Consider the following 15,995-nt stretch of genomic DNA (forward strand, 5'->3'; position numbering starts at 1 on the left):
TCAAGCGAAGCGCGCTTACCTGCGCACAGCCCTATGGTCAATAGGGGTATTACTGATTACGCCGACGATCTTGACAAACCGCAACGTGGACCCGCGCATCGATTCGTAGGATGGCTGCAAACCTACACCAACAAAGAGTCGAAGCATGCGCGGCAGTCAGGCGGCACATTACGGGGCACGTTGCGGGGCACATCACGGGACACATCGCGGCACACATCGCGCATTCCCCCCTTTCATCCTGGTCTTCATTTCAATTTTCCTGCTGTGCTGTACGTTGTGCGCGAACGCCGTCCAGGCGCAGCGGCTGCCCGACTTCCTGAAGACGGTTTCCATCGCCGACCCCTTCCCCGGCGCCGATCGCGTCGGCCCGCCCGAGGGCAAACCGATGACCGCGCGCGCCTATGCCGGCGAGCGCGCCCTGGGCCGCATCTACCTGACCTCCGACGTGGTCAACACCCGCGGCTATTCCAGCAAGCCCATCGATGTGCTGGTGGCGCTGGCGGACAACGGCCGCATCGTCGGCGCCAGGCTGGTGGAGCATCACGAGCCCATCGTGCTGATCGGCATTCCGCAAGCCAAGGTCGATCACTTCATCCAGGGCTACGTCGGCCTGAACTTCATCGACAGCCCGCCGCGTCATGGCGCGCCGCCGCCGGTGGACATCATCAGCGGCGCCACTGTCACCCTCATGGTGATTGGCGACAGCATCACGCGCTCGGCCATCGCGGTGGCGCGCGCCTACGGCGTGGATGGCGCCGGCGCCGCCAGCGCCACGCCCGCCGCCACGGCGGCCACCGCGCCCGCGCGCCAGATCGATGACACCCGCGACGCGGTCGAATCGTGGCAGGCCCTGCTCGACGCCGGCGCGGTGCGCAACCTGCGCCTGGCGCCCGAGGACGTCAACCGCGTGTTCCGCGAATCGGGCCGGCAGGACGCCGCCGAACGCGGCCAGGAAGCGGCCGACGACGACGTCTTCATCGACCTGTACGTGGCGCTGGCAAGCGTGCCGTCGGTCGGCCGCAGCCTGCTCGGCGATGTGGAATGGCAGCGCCTGAAGGAACGCCTGAAGCCCGGCCAGCAGGCCATCCTGGTGGCGGGCAATGGCGCTTATTCATTCAAGGGCTCGGGTTACGTGCGCGGCGGCATCTTCGACCGCATCGAGATCATCCAGGACGAAGGCAGCTTCCGCTTCCGCGACCGCAATCACCAGCGCCTGGCCGACGTCGCCGCGCAGGGTGCGCCGGCCCTGCGCGAAGTGGCGCTGTTCGTGGTGCCGGAGGACGCCGCGTTCGACCCGGTCAAGCCGTGGCGGCTGCAATTGATGGTGCAGCGCGTGCTGAGCGTGTCGGACAAGGCCTTCGTCACCTTCGACCTGCCGTACACCCTGCCCGACCGCTATACCCGCGCCGCGCCGGCCGCGTCGGCGCCGGCCCCCGAGGCGACGGCCGAGGACGCCGCCCCGCCCGCGCTGTGGCAGCAGATCTGGCGCGGCAAGGCCGTGCAGGTGGCGATCCTGACGGCGGCGTTGCTGGTGCTGGTGGGCATCTTCTTCTTCCAGGACCAGCTGACCAGCCGGCCGCTGCTGCATGACCGGCTGCGCCTGGCGTTCCTGGCCTTCGCGCTGTTCTGGATCGGCTGGTACGGCCAGGCCCAGCTGTCCATCGTCAACGTGCTGACGTTCTTCTCGGCGCTGCGCACCGACTTCCGCTGGGACTACTTCCTGATGGATCCCCTGGTGTTCATCCTGTGGTGCGCCACCGCCATTTCGATGGTGTTCTGGAACCGCGGCGCCTTCTGCGGCTGGCTGTGCCCGTTCGGCGCGCTGCAGGAACTGGCCAACCGCGTCGCCAAGCGCCTGGGGCTGCGCCAGGTCACGGTGCGCCACGGCGTCAACCAGCGCCTGTCGACCCTGAAGTACGTGATCTTCCTGGTGCTGTTCGGCTTCTCGCTGTACGACCTGGCGCTGGCCGAGCGGCTGGCCGAGGTCGAACCCTTCAAGACCGCCATCATCCTGCGCTTCCTGCGCGACTGGCCGTTCGTGCTGTTCGCGGTGGCGCTGGTGGCCGCGGGCCTGTTCATCGAACGCTTCTTCTGCCGCTACCTCTGTCCGCTGGGCGCGGCCCTGGCGATTCCGGCGCGGCTGCGCATCTTCGACTGGCTGCGCCGCTACCGCGACTGCGGCAACCCCTGTCAACACTGCGCCAAGGAATGCCCGGTTCAAGCCATCGAGCCGACCGGCGAGATCAACCCGAACGAGTGCATCCAGTGCCTGCATTGCCAGATGCTCTACCACCACAAGCAAAAGTGCCCGCACCTGATCCAGCAGCACGGCAAGCGCGAGCGACGCCGCGCCGCCGACAGCGAGCCCGCGGTGCAGGAGGTGGTGCTGCACCGCGCGCCCAACCCGAACGCGCCCGCGACCTCCGAATCCTGATTTCCGTTCCGCGGCGCGAGACGCCGTTCCTATCGAGGAGTTACCCATGTCCGACAAGAACCCCGACAAAACCGGCCTGAGCCGCCGCAGCTTCCTGGGAACCGCCGCCATCACCGGCGCGGCCGGCCTGGTGGGCGGCGCGCAGCTGTCCACCGCCCACGGCAAGGACGCCAAGGCCGGCGCCGCCGGCCAGAGCGGCCACGTCGCGCCGGGCGAGCTGGACGAATACTATGCCTTCAACTCCAGCGGCCAGTCGGGCGAAGTGCGCGTGCTGGGGCTGCCTTCCATGCGCGAACTGGTGCGCATCCCGGTCTTCAACCACTGCAGCGCCACCGGCTGGGGCCGCACCAACGAAAGCCGCAAGATCCTCACCGAAGGCCTGACGCCCGAGACCCGCGAATACCTCAAGGACAAGGGCGGCGTGTTCCTGAATGGCGACGCCCACCACCCGCATCTGTCGTTCACCGACCGCACCTACGACGGCCGCTACCTCTTCATCAACGACAAGGCCAACAACCGCGTCGCCCGCATCCGCCTGGACGTGATGAAGACCGACAAGATCACCGAGCTGCCCAACGTGTCCGGCGTGCACGGCCTGCGGCCGCAGCGCTATCCGCGCACCGGCTACGTCTTCGCCAACGGCGAGCACATCATCCCGCTGCCCAACGACGGCAAGGTCACCGACGATCCCAAGAAGAACTTCTTCGCCATTTACACCGCGCTGGACGGCGACACCATGAAGGTCGCCTGGCAGGTGCTGGTGGACGGCAACCTCGACAACGGCGACGCCGACTACCAGGGCAAGTATTCCTTCTCGACCTGCTACAACTCGGAGAAAGGCCTGACGGTGGAGGAAGCCTCCGCCAACGAGCAGGACTGGGTGGTGGTGTTCAACATCAAGCGCATCGAGGAAGCCGTCAAGAAGGGCGACTTCAAGATGATGGGCGGCGTGCCGGTGATCGACGGCCGCCACGGCTCCAAGTACACCCGCTACATCCCGGTGCCGAACTCGCCGCACGGCTGCAACGCCGCGCCCGACGGCATCCACCTGGTGCTCAACGGCAAGCTGTCGCCCACGGTGACCGTGCTGGACGTTCGCACGCTGGACGACCTGTTCGACGACAAGATCAAGCCGCGCGATTGCGTGGTGGCCGAACCGCAGCTGGGCCTGGGCCCGCTGCACACCGCCTTCGACGGCCGCGGCAACGCCTACACCACGCTGTTCATCGACAGCCAGATGGTCAAGTGGAACATCGACCTGGCCAAGCGCGCCTACAAGGGCGAGAAGGTCGACCCGATCATCCAGAAGCTGGACGTGCACTACCAACCCGGCCACAACCACTCCACCATGGGCGAGACGCGCGAGGCCGACGGCAAGTGGCTGGTGTCGCTGAACAAGTTCTCGAAGGATCGCTTCCTGAACGTCGGCCCGCTCAAGCCCGAGAACGACCAGCTCATCGACATCTCCGGCGACACCATGAAGCTCGTGCATGACGGCCCCAGCTTCGCCGAGCCGCACGACATGTGCCTGGTGCACCGCTCCAAGGTCCATCCCATCAGCATCTGGAAACGCGACGACCCCATGTGGGAAGACGCGCGCCAGATGGCCAAGAAGGACGGCGTCACGCTGGAGGACGCCGCCAAGATCGTGCGCGACGGCAACAAGGTGCGCGTCTACATGATGGCGGTGGCGCCGATGTTCAGCCTCAAGCGGATCGAGGTCAACCAGGGCGACGAGGTCACCGTGGTGGTCACCAACATGGAGGTGATCGAAGACCTGACGCACGGCTTCACGCTCGAAGGCCACGGCATCGCCATGGAAATCGGACCCCAGGCGACCTCGTCGGTGACGTTCACGGCGGACCGGCCGGGCGTGCACTGGTACTACTGCCAGTGGTTCTGCCACGCGCTGCACATGGAAATGTCCGGCCAGTTGGTGGTCCTGCCCAAGAAGACGGCGTAACGCCCATGACGTGCATCGCGAACCTGACCCGGGGCGGCAGGAGGACCGCCGCCGTGCTGGCCACGCTGGCCGCGCTGGGGAGCCTGCTCGGCTGGGCGCCCGCCGGCGCGGCGGCCACCGTGGCCATCGCCGCGGGCGCGGACCTGGCCGCGGCGGTGGCCGCGGCCCAGCCCGGCGACGTGCTGGTGCTGGCGCCCGGCAGCTACACCGGCGGCATCGTCATCGACAAGCCCCTGACCCTGCAAGGGCCGCCCGACCGCGCCGCCGTCATCGCCGGCACGCGCCGGGGCCGCACGCTGTGGGTCAAGGCCGAGGACGTAACGCTGCGCAACCTGACCGTCACGCGTTCGGGGCTGAGCCTGTCGGACATGGACGCCGGCGTGTTCCTGGACCGCGGCGCGCACCGCGCGCGGGTCGAACACAACGACATCCTCGACAACCTGGTGGGCGTGCACGTGTGGGGCCCCAATGACGCATTGGTGACCGGCAACCGCATCGTCGGCAACCGCGAGCTGCGCGTGGCCGAGCGCGGCAACGGCGTCACGCTGTGGAACACGCCCGGCACGCAAGTGCTGGACAACGACATCTCCGCGGGCCGCGACGGCATCTTCGTCAACACCAGCAAGCAGAACACCTTCAGCGGCAACTACTTCCACGACCTGCGCTACGCGGTCCACTACATGTACACCAATGACAGCGAGATCAGCGGCAACGTCTCGAGCGGCAACGATATCGCCTACGCCATCATGTATTCGCACCGCCTGGTGGTGCAGGGCAACATCGCGCGCGACAGCCGCGAGCAGGGCCTGATGCTGAACTACGCCAACCAGTCGCGCATCACCGGCAACACGGTCGATGGCGCCGGCAAGTGCGTGTTCATCTACAACGCCAACCACAACGCGTTCCTCGACAACCGCTTCGCCAACTGCGAGATCGGCGTGCACTACACCGCCGGGTCGGACGGCAACCAGATCTCGGGCAACGCCTTCCTGAACAACAAGAACCAGGTGAAGTACGTCGGCACCCGCACGCTCGACTGGGCGGTGAACGGCCGCGGCAACTACTGGAGCGACAACACCGCCTTCGACCTGGACGGCGACGGCATCGCCGACACCGCCTACCGGCCCAACGACGTGGTCGACCAGCTGCTGTGGCGCGCGCCGGCCGCGCGCATCCTGCTCAACAGCCCCTCGATCTCGATCGTGCGCTGGGCCCAATCCCAATTTCCCGCCATCCTGCCGGGCGGCGTCATCGACAGCGCGCCGCTGATGCAGCCGCCGCCGCGCCCCGCCACCCGCGCCAAGGAGACTCCATGAATACCGACCTGGTGACGCTGGCCGGCGTCAGCAAGCACTATGGCGCGCAGCGCGCCATCGACGGCCTCGACCTGCAACTGCGCCAAGGCGAGTGCGTGGCGCTGGCCGGCCACAACGGCGCCGGCAAGAGCACGCTGATCAAGCTGGTGCTGGGGCTGATCCGCCCCACCCACGGACGCGTCACGCTGTTCGGCCAAGACGCCCACAGCCGCGCCGCCGCACGCCTGCGCGACCGCATCGGCTACCTGCCGGAAACCGTCGCGCTGCATCCCTCGCTGACCGGCGTGGAGACGCTGGCGTTCTACGCCCGGCTCAAGCGCCGGCCGCTGTCCGGCAACCCCGCGCTGCTGGAGAGGGTCGGCATCGCCGGCGCCGCCCACCGCCGCGTGGGCGGCTATTCCAAGGGCATGCGGCAACGCCTGGCGCTGGCCCAGGCCCTGCTGGGCGAGCCGCGCGTGCTGCTGTTCGATGAACCGACCACCGGGCTGGACCCGGCCTCGCGCCTGATGTTCTACGACATCGTCCACGAGCTGCGCGCCGCCGGCGCCACCGTCCTGCTCAGCACCCATGCGCTGTCGGAACTGGCCGGCCACGCCGACCGCATCATCGTCATGAAGGCCGGCCGGAAGATCGCCGACGGCGCCATGTCGGCGCTGCGCCAGTCCACCGGGCTGCCCATCCGCATCCGGCTGACACTGGCCGCGCCGCAGACCGGCACGGTGCTGGCGCGGCCGTGGCGCCGCCTCGACGCCTGCCGCTACGAACTGGCCTGCCTGGAACGCGACAAGGTCGACGCCATCCGCGGCATCGGCGCCATCGCCGCGCCCATCGCCGACCTCGACATCCAGGCCCCCAGCCTGGACGACATCTACGCCCACCTGCTTGAACGGGAAGACATATGAACGCCGTCTGCACCATCATCGGCAAGGAAATCCGCGACGGCCTGCGCAACCGCTGGGTGCTCGCCACCGCCCTGCTGCTGGGCGCGCTGGCGCTGGCCCTGGGCCTGCTGGGCAGTTCGCCGACCGGCACCGTCAAGGCCGACCCGCTGACCGTCACCGTGGTCAGCCTGTCGAGCCTGTCGATCTTCCTGGTGCCGCTCATCGCCATGCTGCTGGCCTACGACGCGGTGGTCGGCGAAGTCGACCGCGGCACCATGGCCCTGCTGCTGAGCTACCCCGTGGCACGCTGGCAGGTGCTGGTGGGCAAGTTCATCGGCCACCTGGCGATCCTGGCGCTGGCCACCGGCGCCGGCTACGGCTCGGCCGGCCTGGCGTTGCAATGGGCCTATGGCGGCCTGGACCCGGCCGCCTGGCAGCCGTTCGCGCTGCTGATCGGCGCCAGCGTGCTGCTGGGCGCGAGTTTCCTGGCCATGGGCTACCTCATCAGCACGCGGGTGCGCGAACGCGCCACCGCGGCCGGCATCGCCGTCGGCGTGTGGCTGTTCTTCGTGGTGATCTACGACATGGCGCTGCTGGGCCTGCTGGCGGCCGACCAGGGCCGCCACGTCAGTCCCGGCCTGCTCAACGCGCTGCTGCTGCTCAACCCCTCCGACGTCTACCGCCTGCTCAACCTGACGGGCTTCGAGAACATTTCGCTGTACGCCGGCATGGCGGGCGTGAGCGACCAGGCCAGCCTGCCCGTGCCCGCGCTGGTGGCGGCGCTGCTGCTGTGGATCGCCGCGCCCTTCCTGCTGGCAATCGCCTCGTTCAGGAACCGGCCGCTATGAGACCCCTGCTGCTTTCCCTTTGCCTGGCCGCGCTGCTGGCCGTGACCGCCTGCGGCGACGGCGCCGCGCCCGCCGCCCCGCCGCCGCCCCAGCCGGTCACGTCGCAATCGGTCGGCCACTACTGCGGCATGGCCCTGGCCGACCACGCCGGCCCGAAAGGACAGATCTTCATCAAGGGCCGGCCGGCGCCGGTCTGGTTCTCGTCGATCAAGCAGGTGTTCGCCTACACCCTGCTGCCCGAGGAGCCCAAGGCCATCACCGCGATCTACGTGAACGACATGGCCACCGCCGGGCCGGACGGCGCGCCCGATCCGGCCGCCTGGATCGACGCGCGCCAGGCGTTCTACGTCATCGAGGGCCGCTTCGTCGGCGGCATGGGCGCCGAAGACGCCATGCCGTTCTCGCTGCGCGCGCCCGCCGAGGCCTTCGCCCGGGCGCACGGCGGCCGCGTCGTGGCCTATGCCGAGGTTCCGGAAGCCTATGTCTTCGCCCAGTAGCGCGGCCGCCCGCCGCCCCACGCCGCTCCATTCCGCCATGCCCACCGCCATGAATCCCCGCCGCCGCCGTTTCATCGGCATCGCCGCCGCGACGTCCGCGCTGGCGCTCGCCCCCCTGTCCTTGCGCCGCGCATCCGCCGCGATCGCTCCCACCACCTGGCAAGGCGTCGCGCTAGGCGCGGATGCCGAGCTGCGGCTCTACCATCCCGACCCGCGCACCGCGCGGCAACTGATCGCGCAGGCGCTGGCAGAACTGCATCGCCTGGAAGGCATATTCAGCCTGTACCGCGACGACAGCGCGCTGGCGCGGCTGAACCGGCAGGGCTACCTGGCCGATCCGCCCGCCGACCTGCTGCGCCTGCTTGGCGACGGACTGCGCTACAGCCGCCTGACCGATGGCGTCTTCGACCCCACCGTGCAGCCGCTCTGGCAGCTGTATGCCAGCCATTTCGCGCGGGCCGGCGCGGCAGCGCAAGGCCCGTCCGAAGCCGAACTGGCGCAGACCCTGGCGCGCGTCTCGTATCACGCCGTGACGCTGGACAGCCGTCGTATCGCGCTGCAACGGCCCGGGATGGGCATCACGCTCAACGGCATCGCCCAGGGCTACATCACCGATTGCATCACGCGCCTGCTCAGGCAAGGCGGGCTGGAACGCGCGCTGGTCGACATGGGCGAGATACGCGGGCTGGACCGCCGCGCGTCGCCCGGCGACTGGCGGGTCGGGCTGGCCGACCCCCGGGCGCCGCAGCGGATCCTGGCTTCGGTGCCCGTGCGCAACCAGGCACTGGCCACCTCAGGCGGCTACGGCACCGCCCTGGATGCGGCGGGCCGCTACACACACCTGTTCGACCCCCGCACCGGCGCCGCGCAGCCGCGCTACCAGAGCGTGTCGGTGATGGCGCCCAACGCCACCATGGCCGACGCCCTGTCCACCGCGTTCTCGCAGATGCCGCTGCAGGCGACCGCGCCGATCGTGCGCGAGCTGGGGCTGCGGGCGTGGTTCGTGCCGCTCGAGGGTGGGCTGGTGTCGCAGGGCGGCGAAGGGTGACCCAACGCACACCGACCGCCTGCCGAATGGGGAAACGCTGAACCGGCGGCTACGATTTTCGCTTGCGGGCGCTGCGCGATTCGCGCGCCTCGAACCGCCTGCGCGTGGCCTCCAGTTCCCTCTGCAGCAACGCAGCATCCGGCAACACGGTACGGTAGTTGGCTGCCATGACCTGGGTTGGCAGTCCGTCCAACGCATACTGCGCCAGCGCACGGCCCTTGTCCGCGCACAGGATAAGCCCCACCGGTGGATTCTCGTCAGCAAGCGCCCAGTGCGCTTTCGCATAGTTGCAGTACATATGCATCTGGCCCACATCCGCGTGGGTCAAGCTGCCGAGTTTCAGATCGATGATGACCAGGCAGCGCAGCCTGCGATGAAACAGCAGCAGATCCACGCGATACCAGGTCTGGTCGATGCGCAATCGACGCTGCCGTCCCACGAAGGTGAAGCCGTCCCCAAGTTCCAGCAGGAAACCTTCCAGACGCTGCGTCAGGGCGGTTTCCAGGTCGGATTCCGAGTATTCGTCCTTGAGATCGAGAAACTCCAGCACATACGGATCCTTGATCGCATCATCCGGGGTGACAGCATCCGCGGGCATCGCGAGCGCTGCCTTGGCCAGCACCGCGTCCTTGTTCCTGGACAATGCCGTGCGCTCGTAGAACTGGCTTTCGATCTGCCGGTCGAGCTGGCGCACGCTCCAGCCGCCACGCAGCGCATGCGCCTCGTAGAACCGGCGAGCCTGGCCATCCTTGACCGATAGCAACCGTACGTACGCCGACCATGGCAGTGCGAATGCCTGGGCCAGATCGGATAGGTCGAATTTCCGAGACACTGTCTCGGAAATTGCAGATGGAGGATAGGCAAGGAAGAATCCCCGCATGTTCTCCAGGTTGTCGGCGCTGAATCCGCGTCCGAACCGGGCGGTCAGGTCAATGGACAACCGTTGAATCAACTGTTCCCCGTAGCCGGCCCGCCGCCTGCCTTTCTGCTCGGCGTCGACGATCCGTTGGCCGATCGCCCAATAACTCGCCGTCATCAGTGCATTGACCCGTCGGACCGCGGTCCGGCGAGCGCTATCGAGTAGTTCAACGATATCGCCGTGAATACCGGCATAGCCGGCCGGCAATGCGCCGGCCCGGCCCGGCCGCATCGACGTTTTTCCTGTCATGCGATCACCTCCGTATGAGGAAGACGCAGGCGTCTTCCTCACCGGCAGACCATTCGTTCGGTGCCGGGCACCCCGCGTCACTCCCGGCGTGACCTTAGCGCATGAACCCGGCCGCGGCCGGCCGAACCGTGAGCAATCAGTCCACCCCGGCCGTTCTCGCAAGACACGACGAAACCGCATCACCCAAAACAAAAAACCGGCGCGAGGCCGGTTTCTTGTGGAGACGACGAAGCGCGCTCAGCCAGCCGGCGTCGGGTTCAGCGCCGACAGCATCTGCGTGAAGATCTTCGGGCTGGCGGCCAGCACGTTGCCGGAGTCCATCCAGCCTTGCTCGCCGTCGAAGTCGGCGACCAGGCCGCCGGCTTCCAGCACCATCAGGCTGCCGGCCGCCAGGTCCCAGGGCTTCAGGCCGACGCCGCAGAAGCCGTCCAGGCGGCCGCAGGCGACATAGGCCAGGTCCAGCACGGTGGCGCCCAGGCGGCGCACGCCGGTGCTGCCTTCGGCCATGGCGCGGAATCGGGCCGAGCCCTGTTCCAGGTCGCCCGAGTTGGGCCAGTGCGCGCCCAGCAGGGCCTCGTGGTAGCGGGTGCGGCCCGAGACGCGCACGCGGCGGTCGTTCAGGAACGTGCCGCTGCCACGGCTGGCGGTGAACAGTTCGTTGCGCGACGGGTCATAGATGACCGCCTGCGTGACCTGGCCGCGCTGGGTCAGCGCGATCGACACGGCGTAGTTGGGCAGGCCGTGGATGAAGTTGGTGGTGCCGTCCAGCGGATCGATGATCCACTGGAACTCGGCCTGGTCGGGGCCCTGCAAGCCGAATTCCTCGCCCAGGACGGCGTGATCCGGATAAGCGGCGCGCAGCGTCTCGACGATGGACTCCTCGGCGGCGCGATCGACTTCCGTGACATAATCGCGCGGCCCCTTGCGAGCCACGCTGAGTCGTTCCAAATCCATGCTGGCACGGTTGATAATGGTGCCGGCACGCCGGGCCGCCTTGATGGCGATGTTGAGCATCGGGTGCATAAAATTCCGTACGTATGCGGTGGGTAGGCCGCTAGCCGCCCTCCCGGGTCCGCCGCCGCCCCGACAGGGGGAAAACGGCCCAAAAAACCAGGAAGGCACTAAGCCAAACGTGCCATTTTAAATGACTCAAGCATTTTCACGCGTTCGCTTCATTATGGTGAACCCCAGCCACCCCGGAAACGTCGGTTCGGCGGCCCGTGCGATCAAGACCATGGGCTTCTCCGAATTGGTGCTGGTGGGGCCCAAATTCGCCGATGTGACCAGCCAGCCGGAAGCCGTGGCGCTGGCCAGCGGCGCCCTGGACGTGCTGGAAAACGCGCGCATCTACGATACCCTGGAAGAGGCGCTGGCGCCCGTGACCCTGGCGTTCGCCCTGACCGCCCGGGTGCGTGACCTCGCCCCCCCCGCCCTGCGACATCCGCCAGGCGGCCGACCTGGCCTGCGCCCATCTGGCGGAAACCGCCGAGGGCTGTGCCGCCATCGTGCTGGGCACCGAGCGCGCCGGCCTCACCAACGCCCAGATCGGGCTGTGCCACCGCATCTGCCACATCCCGGCCAACCCCGAGTACAGCTCGCTGAACGTGGCCCAGGCGCTGCAACTGGCGGCCTGGGAGCTGCGCTACGCGCTGCTGGTGGACCAGGGCGCCGCCCTGCTGCCGGCGTCGACCGCGCAGGCGCCCTCGCGCGGCGCCGAGCCGGCTTCCGGCGAGGCGGTGCAGGCCTTCCTGACGCACTGGGAAGAGGCGCTGGTGGGCGTGCGCTTCCTGGACCCGGCCCATCCCAAGAAGCTGCTGCCGCGCATGCGGCACCTTTTTTCCCGGGTCGCCCTGACCCGCGACGAGGTCGACATGATGCGCGGCGTCTGCACCGCGATGCTGGCGACGGCCCGCCGCGACGACGATACAAAAAAATAGGGACGGGCATCCGCCCGTCCCCCGTCATCGGCCACCGGCGGTTGACCCGCCGCGGCACGAAGCGCGCGCTCAGTCGACCTTGGCGCCCGACGCCTTGACCACCGGCGCCCAGCCTTCCACTTCCGACTTGATGAACTGGCCGAATTCGGCCGGCGTGGTCTTGACGCCCACGGCGCCCAGCTTTTCGAAGGCCAGTTGCACTTCGGGCTTGTCCAGCGCCTTGACCATGGCGGCGTTGAGCTTGTTGACCACGTCGGGCGGCGTGCCGGCCGGCGCGATCAGGCCGAACCACGACGACACGTCGAAGTTGGCGAAGCCCGCTTCCTTCATGGTGGGCAGGTCCGGCGCGCTCTTGGAGCGCTCGGCCGTGGTCACCGCCAGCGCGCGCAGCTTGCCCGACTGGGCGTGCGGCCAGGCCGACGGCATGTTGTCGAACATGAACTGCACCTGGCCGCCGATCAGGTCGGTGATGGCCGGGGCGCTGCCCTTGTAGGGCACGTGCAGCACGTCGATGCCGGCCTGCATCTTGAACAGCTCGCCGGCCATGTGGATCGAGGTGCCGCTGCCCGACGAGGCAAACGCCAGCTTGCCCGGGTTCTTCTTGGCGTAATCGACCAGTTCCTGCACCGTCTTGACCGGCACCTGGGGGTTGACCACCAGGATGTTCGGCACCTTGGCGCCCAGCGCCACGGGGGTGAAGTCCTTCGTCAGGCCGAACGTGACGTTCTTGTACAGCGTCTGGTTGATGGCGCTGGTGACGGCCACGAACAGCAGCGTGTAGCCGTCCGGCGCGGCGCGCTGCACCTGGTCGGTGGCGATGTTGCTGCCGGCGCCCGGCTTGTTCTCGACCACGAACGACTGGCCCAGGCTCTCGGTGAGCTCCTTGGCCATGATGCGGGCGATCACATCGGTGGTGCCGCCGGCGGAAAAGCCGACCACGATGCGGACAGGTTTATCGGGATAGGCGGCCTGGGCGGAACCCATGGCGAAAGCGCTTGCGGCGGTAGCCAGTAGCGTGGCGGCAAGACGCCGCAGTCCAGGCTTTTGACCGGTCATCATATAGTCTCCGTGCTGATACTGTCCATTACATGGACGATTTGAATTATTGGATGCTGCATTCTGATCTATACACGAGAGGAGCATCAAGGTAGAGTCCACGCTACGGACTATGGTTTTCCCTTGACCAAGACGCAATAACCCCCAAGTTTTCAGAGAGTTGCATGCAAGACAGCGATGCCGCGGCCGCAGGCCCACGCACATTGCGGCGCGGGCTGGCCGTTCTGGCCGCCCTGCGGGACCAGGGGCCTGACGGCCTCAGCGTGACCGATATTGCCCGCCTGACGGGCATTCAGCGCCCCACCATCTACCGGCTGCTGGCGGCCCTGCTCGACGCCGGCCTGGTGCTGCCGGTGACGGGCACCAAGAAATACCGCGCCCAGCTGGCGGTGGACCCCGACACCCGATCTCGCGACCCGCGCGTGCGCCAGCTGCTGCCGGTGCTGCGGCGCCTGGCCGACCGCACCGGCGACGCCGTGTTCCTGGTGGTGCGCGACGAGGACGATTCCATCAGCCTGCATCGCGAGATCGGCAGCTATCCGGTGCAAATCCTGGCGACCTACGCCGGCAAGCGCCAGCCGCTGGGCGTGGGCTCGGGCGGCATGGCGCTGCTGGCGGCGCTGTCCGACGACGTCGCCCGCGGCATCGTCGAACGCAATTCCAGCCGGCTCGACGAATACGGCGGCATGACGCCTCAGGAAATGTTCCGCCTGATCGAAAACACCCGCGCGCGCGGCTATTCGGTGGTGGGCAACCACGCCGTGCGCGGCGCGCTGGGCGTGGGCTGCGCCCTGCTCGACAGCCATGGCGCGCCGCTGCTGGCGGTCAGCGTCACGGCCATCATCGACCGCATGCCGGCCCAGCGCCAGCGCGAGATCGCCGGCTGGATCAAGGCCGAATTGGCGCGGCTCGCCGTGCAGGCCTGACGCGGTCCGCACGGCCGCGCGCCGACGATGCCACGACCGCGCGCGGCATGATGTCCGCGCCGGCCACAATGAAAAAAAGGGCGTCCGCGCATCGCGCGAACGCCCTTTTCGTTGGCGCCGCCTGTCAGGCCGGGGCGCCGGTCTTGGGATTCTGGATCTCGCGCAGCGGGATCGGCGCCTGGAAGCCGGCGGCCTCCAGCGAGCTGCGGATTTCCTGGTACAGGCCCCAGCGCAGGTCCCAGTACTTGCCGGCCTCGGCCCACACGCGCACGTTCACGACCACGCCGTTTTCCTTGTAGTCCACCACCTTGACCAGCGGCTGCGGATCCTTCAACGCATTGGGGTTGGCCGCGACGATGCCCTGCAGCTTGGCCAGCACCGCGTTCAGGTCGTCGCCATAGCGCACCGGCACCGGGATATCCAGGCGGCGCGTCTTGTTGCGGCTGTAGTTGGTGATGGTGGCGTTCCAGACAGTGCTGTTGGGCAGCGTCAGGTGGATGCCGTCGACCTGGATCAGGCGCGTCAGGAACAGACCGACCTCTTCGACCGTGCCTTCGGCGCCGGTGCTCAGGCCCACGTATTCGCCGGCGCGCACCGGGCGCAGGATCAGCAGCATGATGCCGGCCGCGATGTTCTGCAGCGTGCCCTGCAGCGCCAGGCCGACGGCCAGGCCGGCGGCGCCGAGCACCGCGATCAGGCTGGCGGTCTGCACCCCGAAGCGCGCCAGCACCGCGATCAGCGTGAAAATGCGCACCGCCCAGACCACGGTGCTGTAGAACATCGGCACGATGGTCGGATCGATCTTGCTGGAACGGGTGGCGATGCGCCGCACCCAGCGTCCCAGCAGCGCCGAGACCCACCAGCCGATGACCAGGATCAGCAAAGCGACCAGCAGATTGATGCCCAGGTCCACCAGCTTGGGCGCCCAGGCATTGAATTCCTTCAAGGCGTCTTCCATCGTTGTCGCTCCCTCTTGCAAAAAAAGACAGCCGAAAACTTTATCAGATGCGCTTGAAGGAATGGGCCGCGGCGGCCCCTCGTTGTGTCAAGCTTTGTAAGGACGCGGCCGCTCAGGCCGCGTCCGACGCCCGGCGGAAATGGTTGTCCCAGGCGCGCTCGCGCGACGGCGCCAGCAACGGCTGCTCGGCGCCCGCGGCGTCGGTGCGCAGCATGGCGCCCAGGCCGCTGCTGACGAGAAAGCCGCCGCCTTGCGCCGGCGCCACGCCGCAGCCATCGGCCAGCCGCGTCTCGCCCAGCCAGCGCCCGCTGGCCGCGTCCCAGTACAGCACGCGCCCGCCCACCGGGCTGGAGGTGGCGATGATGCCGCCGGCCGCGTCCGCCGCCACCGAGCCGACGTAGTTGCGCATCTCGCGCAGCGTCGGCGCCGGGCCGGCGAACAGTTCCGGCTGGGCGCCGCGCCGGTGACGGCCGACCAGGGCCGGCCGGTCGCCGGCGGGGCCCATGTACTGGCAGCCGAACCACACCGTGCCGTCGGCCGCCAGCGCCAGGTGGCGGATCGACAGGCGATGCAGTGCCGGCGCCAGTTCGACCTTTTCCAGCAGGCGGCCGCTGGCCGTGTCGATATAGGCCAGCGACGGCCGCATGGTGTCCAGGTTGAGTTCGAGCTTGCCGTAGTCGGGGTGGGTCAGGATGCCGCCGTTGGCCACGCACAGCGTCTTGCCGTCGGGCATCAGCACCACTTCGTGCGGACCGATGCCGCCGCTGTCGAACTCGCCGACGCGGCGGTAGCCGCCGCCCGGCGAGGCGTCATAGATGCCCAGCACGCCGCGGCCGCCGTCGAAGTCGTTCTCGGTCGCGGCCAGCAGGCGGGCGCCGTCGAAATAGGCGCCGTGGCCGAAGAAATGACGGTCCTCGGGCAATGGCAGTTCGAGCGGCGCGCGCTCGCCGCGCAGGTCGAACG

At 68.3% G+C, this 15,995-nt stretch carries 13 protein-coding genes and 1 pseudogene; 9 read left to right on the forward strand and 5 right to left on the reverse strand.

Annotated elements, in window-relative coordinates; all coding sequences use genetic code 11:
• Positions 1–274 precede the first annotated feature (274 nt).
• The 7 genes from AOZ49_RS02605 to AOZ49_RS02635 are packed head-to-tail and all read left to right on the forward strand — an operon-like array spanning position 275 to position 8,987.
• Entirely contained in the window at positions 275–2,434 is a 2,160-nt protein-coding gene (locus AOZ49_RS02605) for a NosR/NirI family protein (RefSeq protein ID WP_054474233.1), read from the forward strand.
• A 46-nt stretch (positions 2,435–2,480) separates the two neighbouring features.
• The gene (nosZ, locus tag AOZ49_RS02610; protein ID WP_054460505.1) at positions 2,481–4,397 is read left to right on the forward strand and encodes a TAT-dependent nitrous-oxide reductase; all 1,917 of its coding nucleotides are present in this window, start codon (positions 2,481–2,483) and stop codon (positions 4,395–4,397) included.
• A gap of 5 nt (positions 4,398–4,402) precedes the next feature.
• The gene (locus AOZ49_RS02615; protein WP_054474234.1) at positions 4,403–5,713 is read left to right on the forward strand and encodes a nitrous oxide reductase family maturation protein NosD; all 1,311 of its coding nucleotides are present in this window, start codon (positions 4,403–4,405) and stop codon (positions 5,711–5,713) included.
• Positions 5,710–6,615 carry an ABC transporter ATP-binding protein gene (locus AOZ49_RS02620; protein ID WP_054474235.1) on the forward strand — a complete coding sequence of 302 codons (906 nt, stop codon included), beginning with the start codon at positions 5,710–5,712 and terminating at the stop codon, positions 6,613–6,615. Before AOZ49_RS02615 ends, AOZ49_RS02620 begins: the two co-directional genes overlap by 4 nt.
• Positions 6,612–7,442, forward strand: a complete 831-nt coding sequence (locus AOZ49_RS02625) for an ABC transporter permease (RefSeq protein ID WP_054431515.1) — start codon at positions 6,612–6,614, stop codon at positions 7,440–7,442. Before AOZ49_RS02620 ends, AOZ49_RS02625 begins: the two co-directional genes overlap by 4 nt.
• A complete protein-coding gene (locus AOZ49_RS02630) occupies positions 7,439–7,939 on the forward strand; it encodes a nitrous oxide reductase accessory protein NosL (protein WP_054431516.1) in 501 nt (166 codons plus the stop codon). The genes AOZ49_RS02625 and AOZ49_RS02630 overlap by 4 nt, the downstream gene beginning before the upstream one ends.
• A 37-nt stretch (positions 7,940–7,976) precedes the next feature.
• Positions 7,977–8,987, forward strand: a complete 1,011-nt coding sequence (locus tag AOZ49_RS02635) for an FAD:protein FMN transferase (protein ID WP_054474236.1) — start codon at positions 7,977–7,979, stop codon at positions 8,985–8,987.
• A gap of 49 nt (positions 8,988–9,036) precedes the next feature.
• Here AOZ49_RS02635 and AOZ49_RS02640 read toward each other — a convergent pair whose 3' ends face one another.
• Both AOZ49_RS02640 and AOZ49_RS02645 read right to left on the reverse strand, forming a co-directional pair.
• Entirely contained in the window at positions 9,037–10,155 is a 1,119-nt protein-coding gene (locus tag AOZ49_RS02640; RefSeq protein WP_054474237.1) for a PDDEXK nuclease domain-containing protein, read from the reverse strand.
• A 237-nt stretch (positions 10,156–10,392) separates the two neighbouring features.
• The gene (locus AOZ49_RS02645; RefSeq protein ID WP_054474238.1) at positions 10,393–11,178 is read right to left on the reverse strand and encodes an inositol monophosphatase family protein; all 786 of its coding nucleotides are present in this window, start codon (positions 11,176–11,178) and stop codon (positions 10,393–10,395) included.
• Between the two features lie 121 nt (positions 11,179–11,299).
• On the opposite strand from AOZ49_RS02645, the pseudogene AOZ49_RS02650 reads away from it, so the two are divergent.
• Positions 11,300–12,092 (forward strand): annotated as a pseudogene (locus tag AOZ49_RS02650) (RNA methyltransferase).
• 69 nt (positions 12,093–12,161) lie between these two features.
• Here AOZ49_RS02650 and AOZ49_RS02655 read toward each other — a convergent pair.
• Positions 12,162–13,151 (reverse strand): Bug family tripartite tricarboxylate transporter substrate binding protein, encoded by a 990-nt coding sequence (locus tag AOZ49_RS02655; protein ID WP_054474239.1) that lies wholly within the window; start codon positions 13,149–13,151, stop codon positions 12,162–12,164.
• A 161-nt stretch (positions 13,152–13,312) separates the two neighbouring features.
• Here AOZ49_RS02655 and AOZ49_RS02660 point away from each other — a divergent pair, with 161 nt between their 5' ends.
• On the forward strand, positions 13,313–14,074 hold the full coding sequence (locus tag AOZ49_RS02660; protein ID WP_054431521.1) for an IclR family transcriptional regulator: 762 nt from the start codon (positions 13,313–13,315) through the stop codon (positions 14,072–14,074).
• Between the two features lie 124 nt (positions 14,075–14,198).
• Here AOZ49_RS02660 and AOZ49_RS02665 read toward each other — a convergent pair whose 3' ends face one another.
• Positions 14,199–15,032 (reverse strand): mechanosensitive ion channel family protein, encoded by an 834-nt coding sequence (locus tag AOZ49_RS02665; RefSeq protein WP_054474240.1) that lies wholly within the window; start codon positions 15,030–15,032, stop codon positions 14,199–14,201.
• Between the two features lie 112 nt (positions 15,033–15,144).
• On the reverse strand, positions 15,145–15,995 hold an 851-nt coding region (locus tag AOZ49_RS02670; RefSeq protein WP_054474241.1), incomplete at its 5' end, for a DUF1513 domain-containing protein.

Origin of the sequence: Achromobacter sp. 2789STDY5608615 (assembly GCF_001298995.1) — a bacterium.
GTDB lineage: Bacteria > Pseudomonadota > Gammaproteobacteria > Burkholderiales > Burkholderiaceae_B > Achromobacter > Achromobacter insuavis.

What these genes read in the sequence shown, in the direction of transcription:
- nosZ (WP_054460505.1), top strand. Translation starts at nt 2,481, where the DNA reads ATGTCCGACAAGAACCCCGACAAAACCGGCCTGAGCCGCCGCAGCTTC.
- AOZ49_RS02615 (WP_054474234.1), top strand. Translation starts at nt 4,403, where the DNA reads ATGACGTGCATCGCGAACCTGACCCGGGGCGGCAGGAGGACCGCCGCC.
- AOZ49_RS02620 (WP_054474235.1), top strand. Translation starts at nt 5,710, where the DNA reads ATGAATACCGACCTGGTGACGCTGGCCGGCGTCAGCAAGCACTATGGC.
- AOZ49_RS02625 (WP_054431515.1), top strand. Translation starts at nt 6,612, where the DNA reads ATGAACGCCGTCTGCACCATCATCGGCAAGGAAATCCGCGACGGCCTG.
- AOZ49_RS02630 (WP_054431516.1), top strand. Translation starts at nt 7,439, where the DNA reads ATGAGACCCCTGCTGCTTTCCCTTTGCCTGGCCGCGCTGCTGGCCGTG.
- AOZ49_RS02635 (WP_054474236.1), top strand. Translation starts at nt 7,977, where the DNA reads ATGCCCACCGCCATGAATCCCCGCCGCCGCCGTTTCATCGGCATCGCC.
- AOZ49_RS02640 (WP_054474237.1), bottom strand. Translation starts at nt 10,155, where the DNA reads ATGACAGGAAAAACGTCGATGCGGCCGGGCCGGGCCGGCGCATTGCCG.
- AOZ49_RS02645 (WP_054474238.1), bottom strand. Translation starts at nt 11,178, where the DNA reads ATGCACCCGATGCTCAACATCGCCATCAAGGCGGCCCGGCGTGCCGGC.
- AOZ49_RS02655 (WP_054474239.1), bottom strand. Translation starts at nt 13,151, where the DNA reads ATGATGACCGGTCAAAAGCCTGGACTGCGGCGTCTTGCCGCCACGCTA.
- AOZ49_RS02660 (WP_054431521.1), top strand. Translation starts at nt 13,313, where the DNA reads ATGCAAGACAGCGATGCCGCGGCCGCAGGCCCACGCACATTGCGGCGC.
- AOZ49_RS02665 (WP_054474240.1), bottom strand. Translation starts at nt 15,032, where the DNA reads ATGGAAGACGCCTTGAAGGAATTCAATGCCTGGGCGCCCAAGCTGGTG.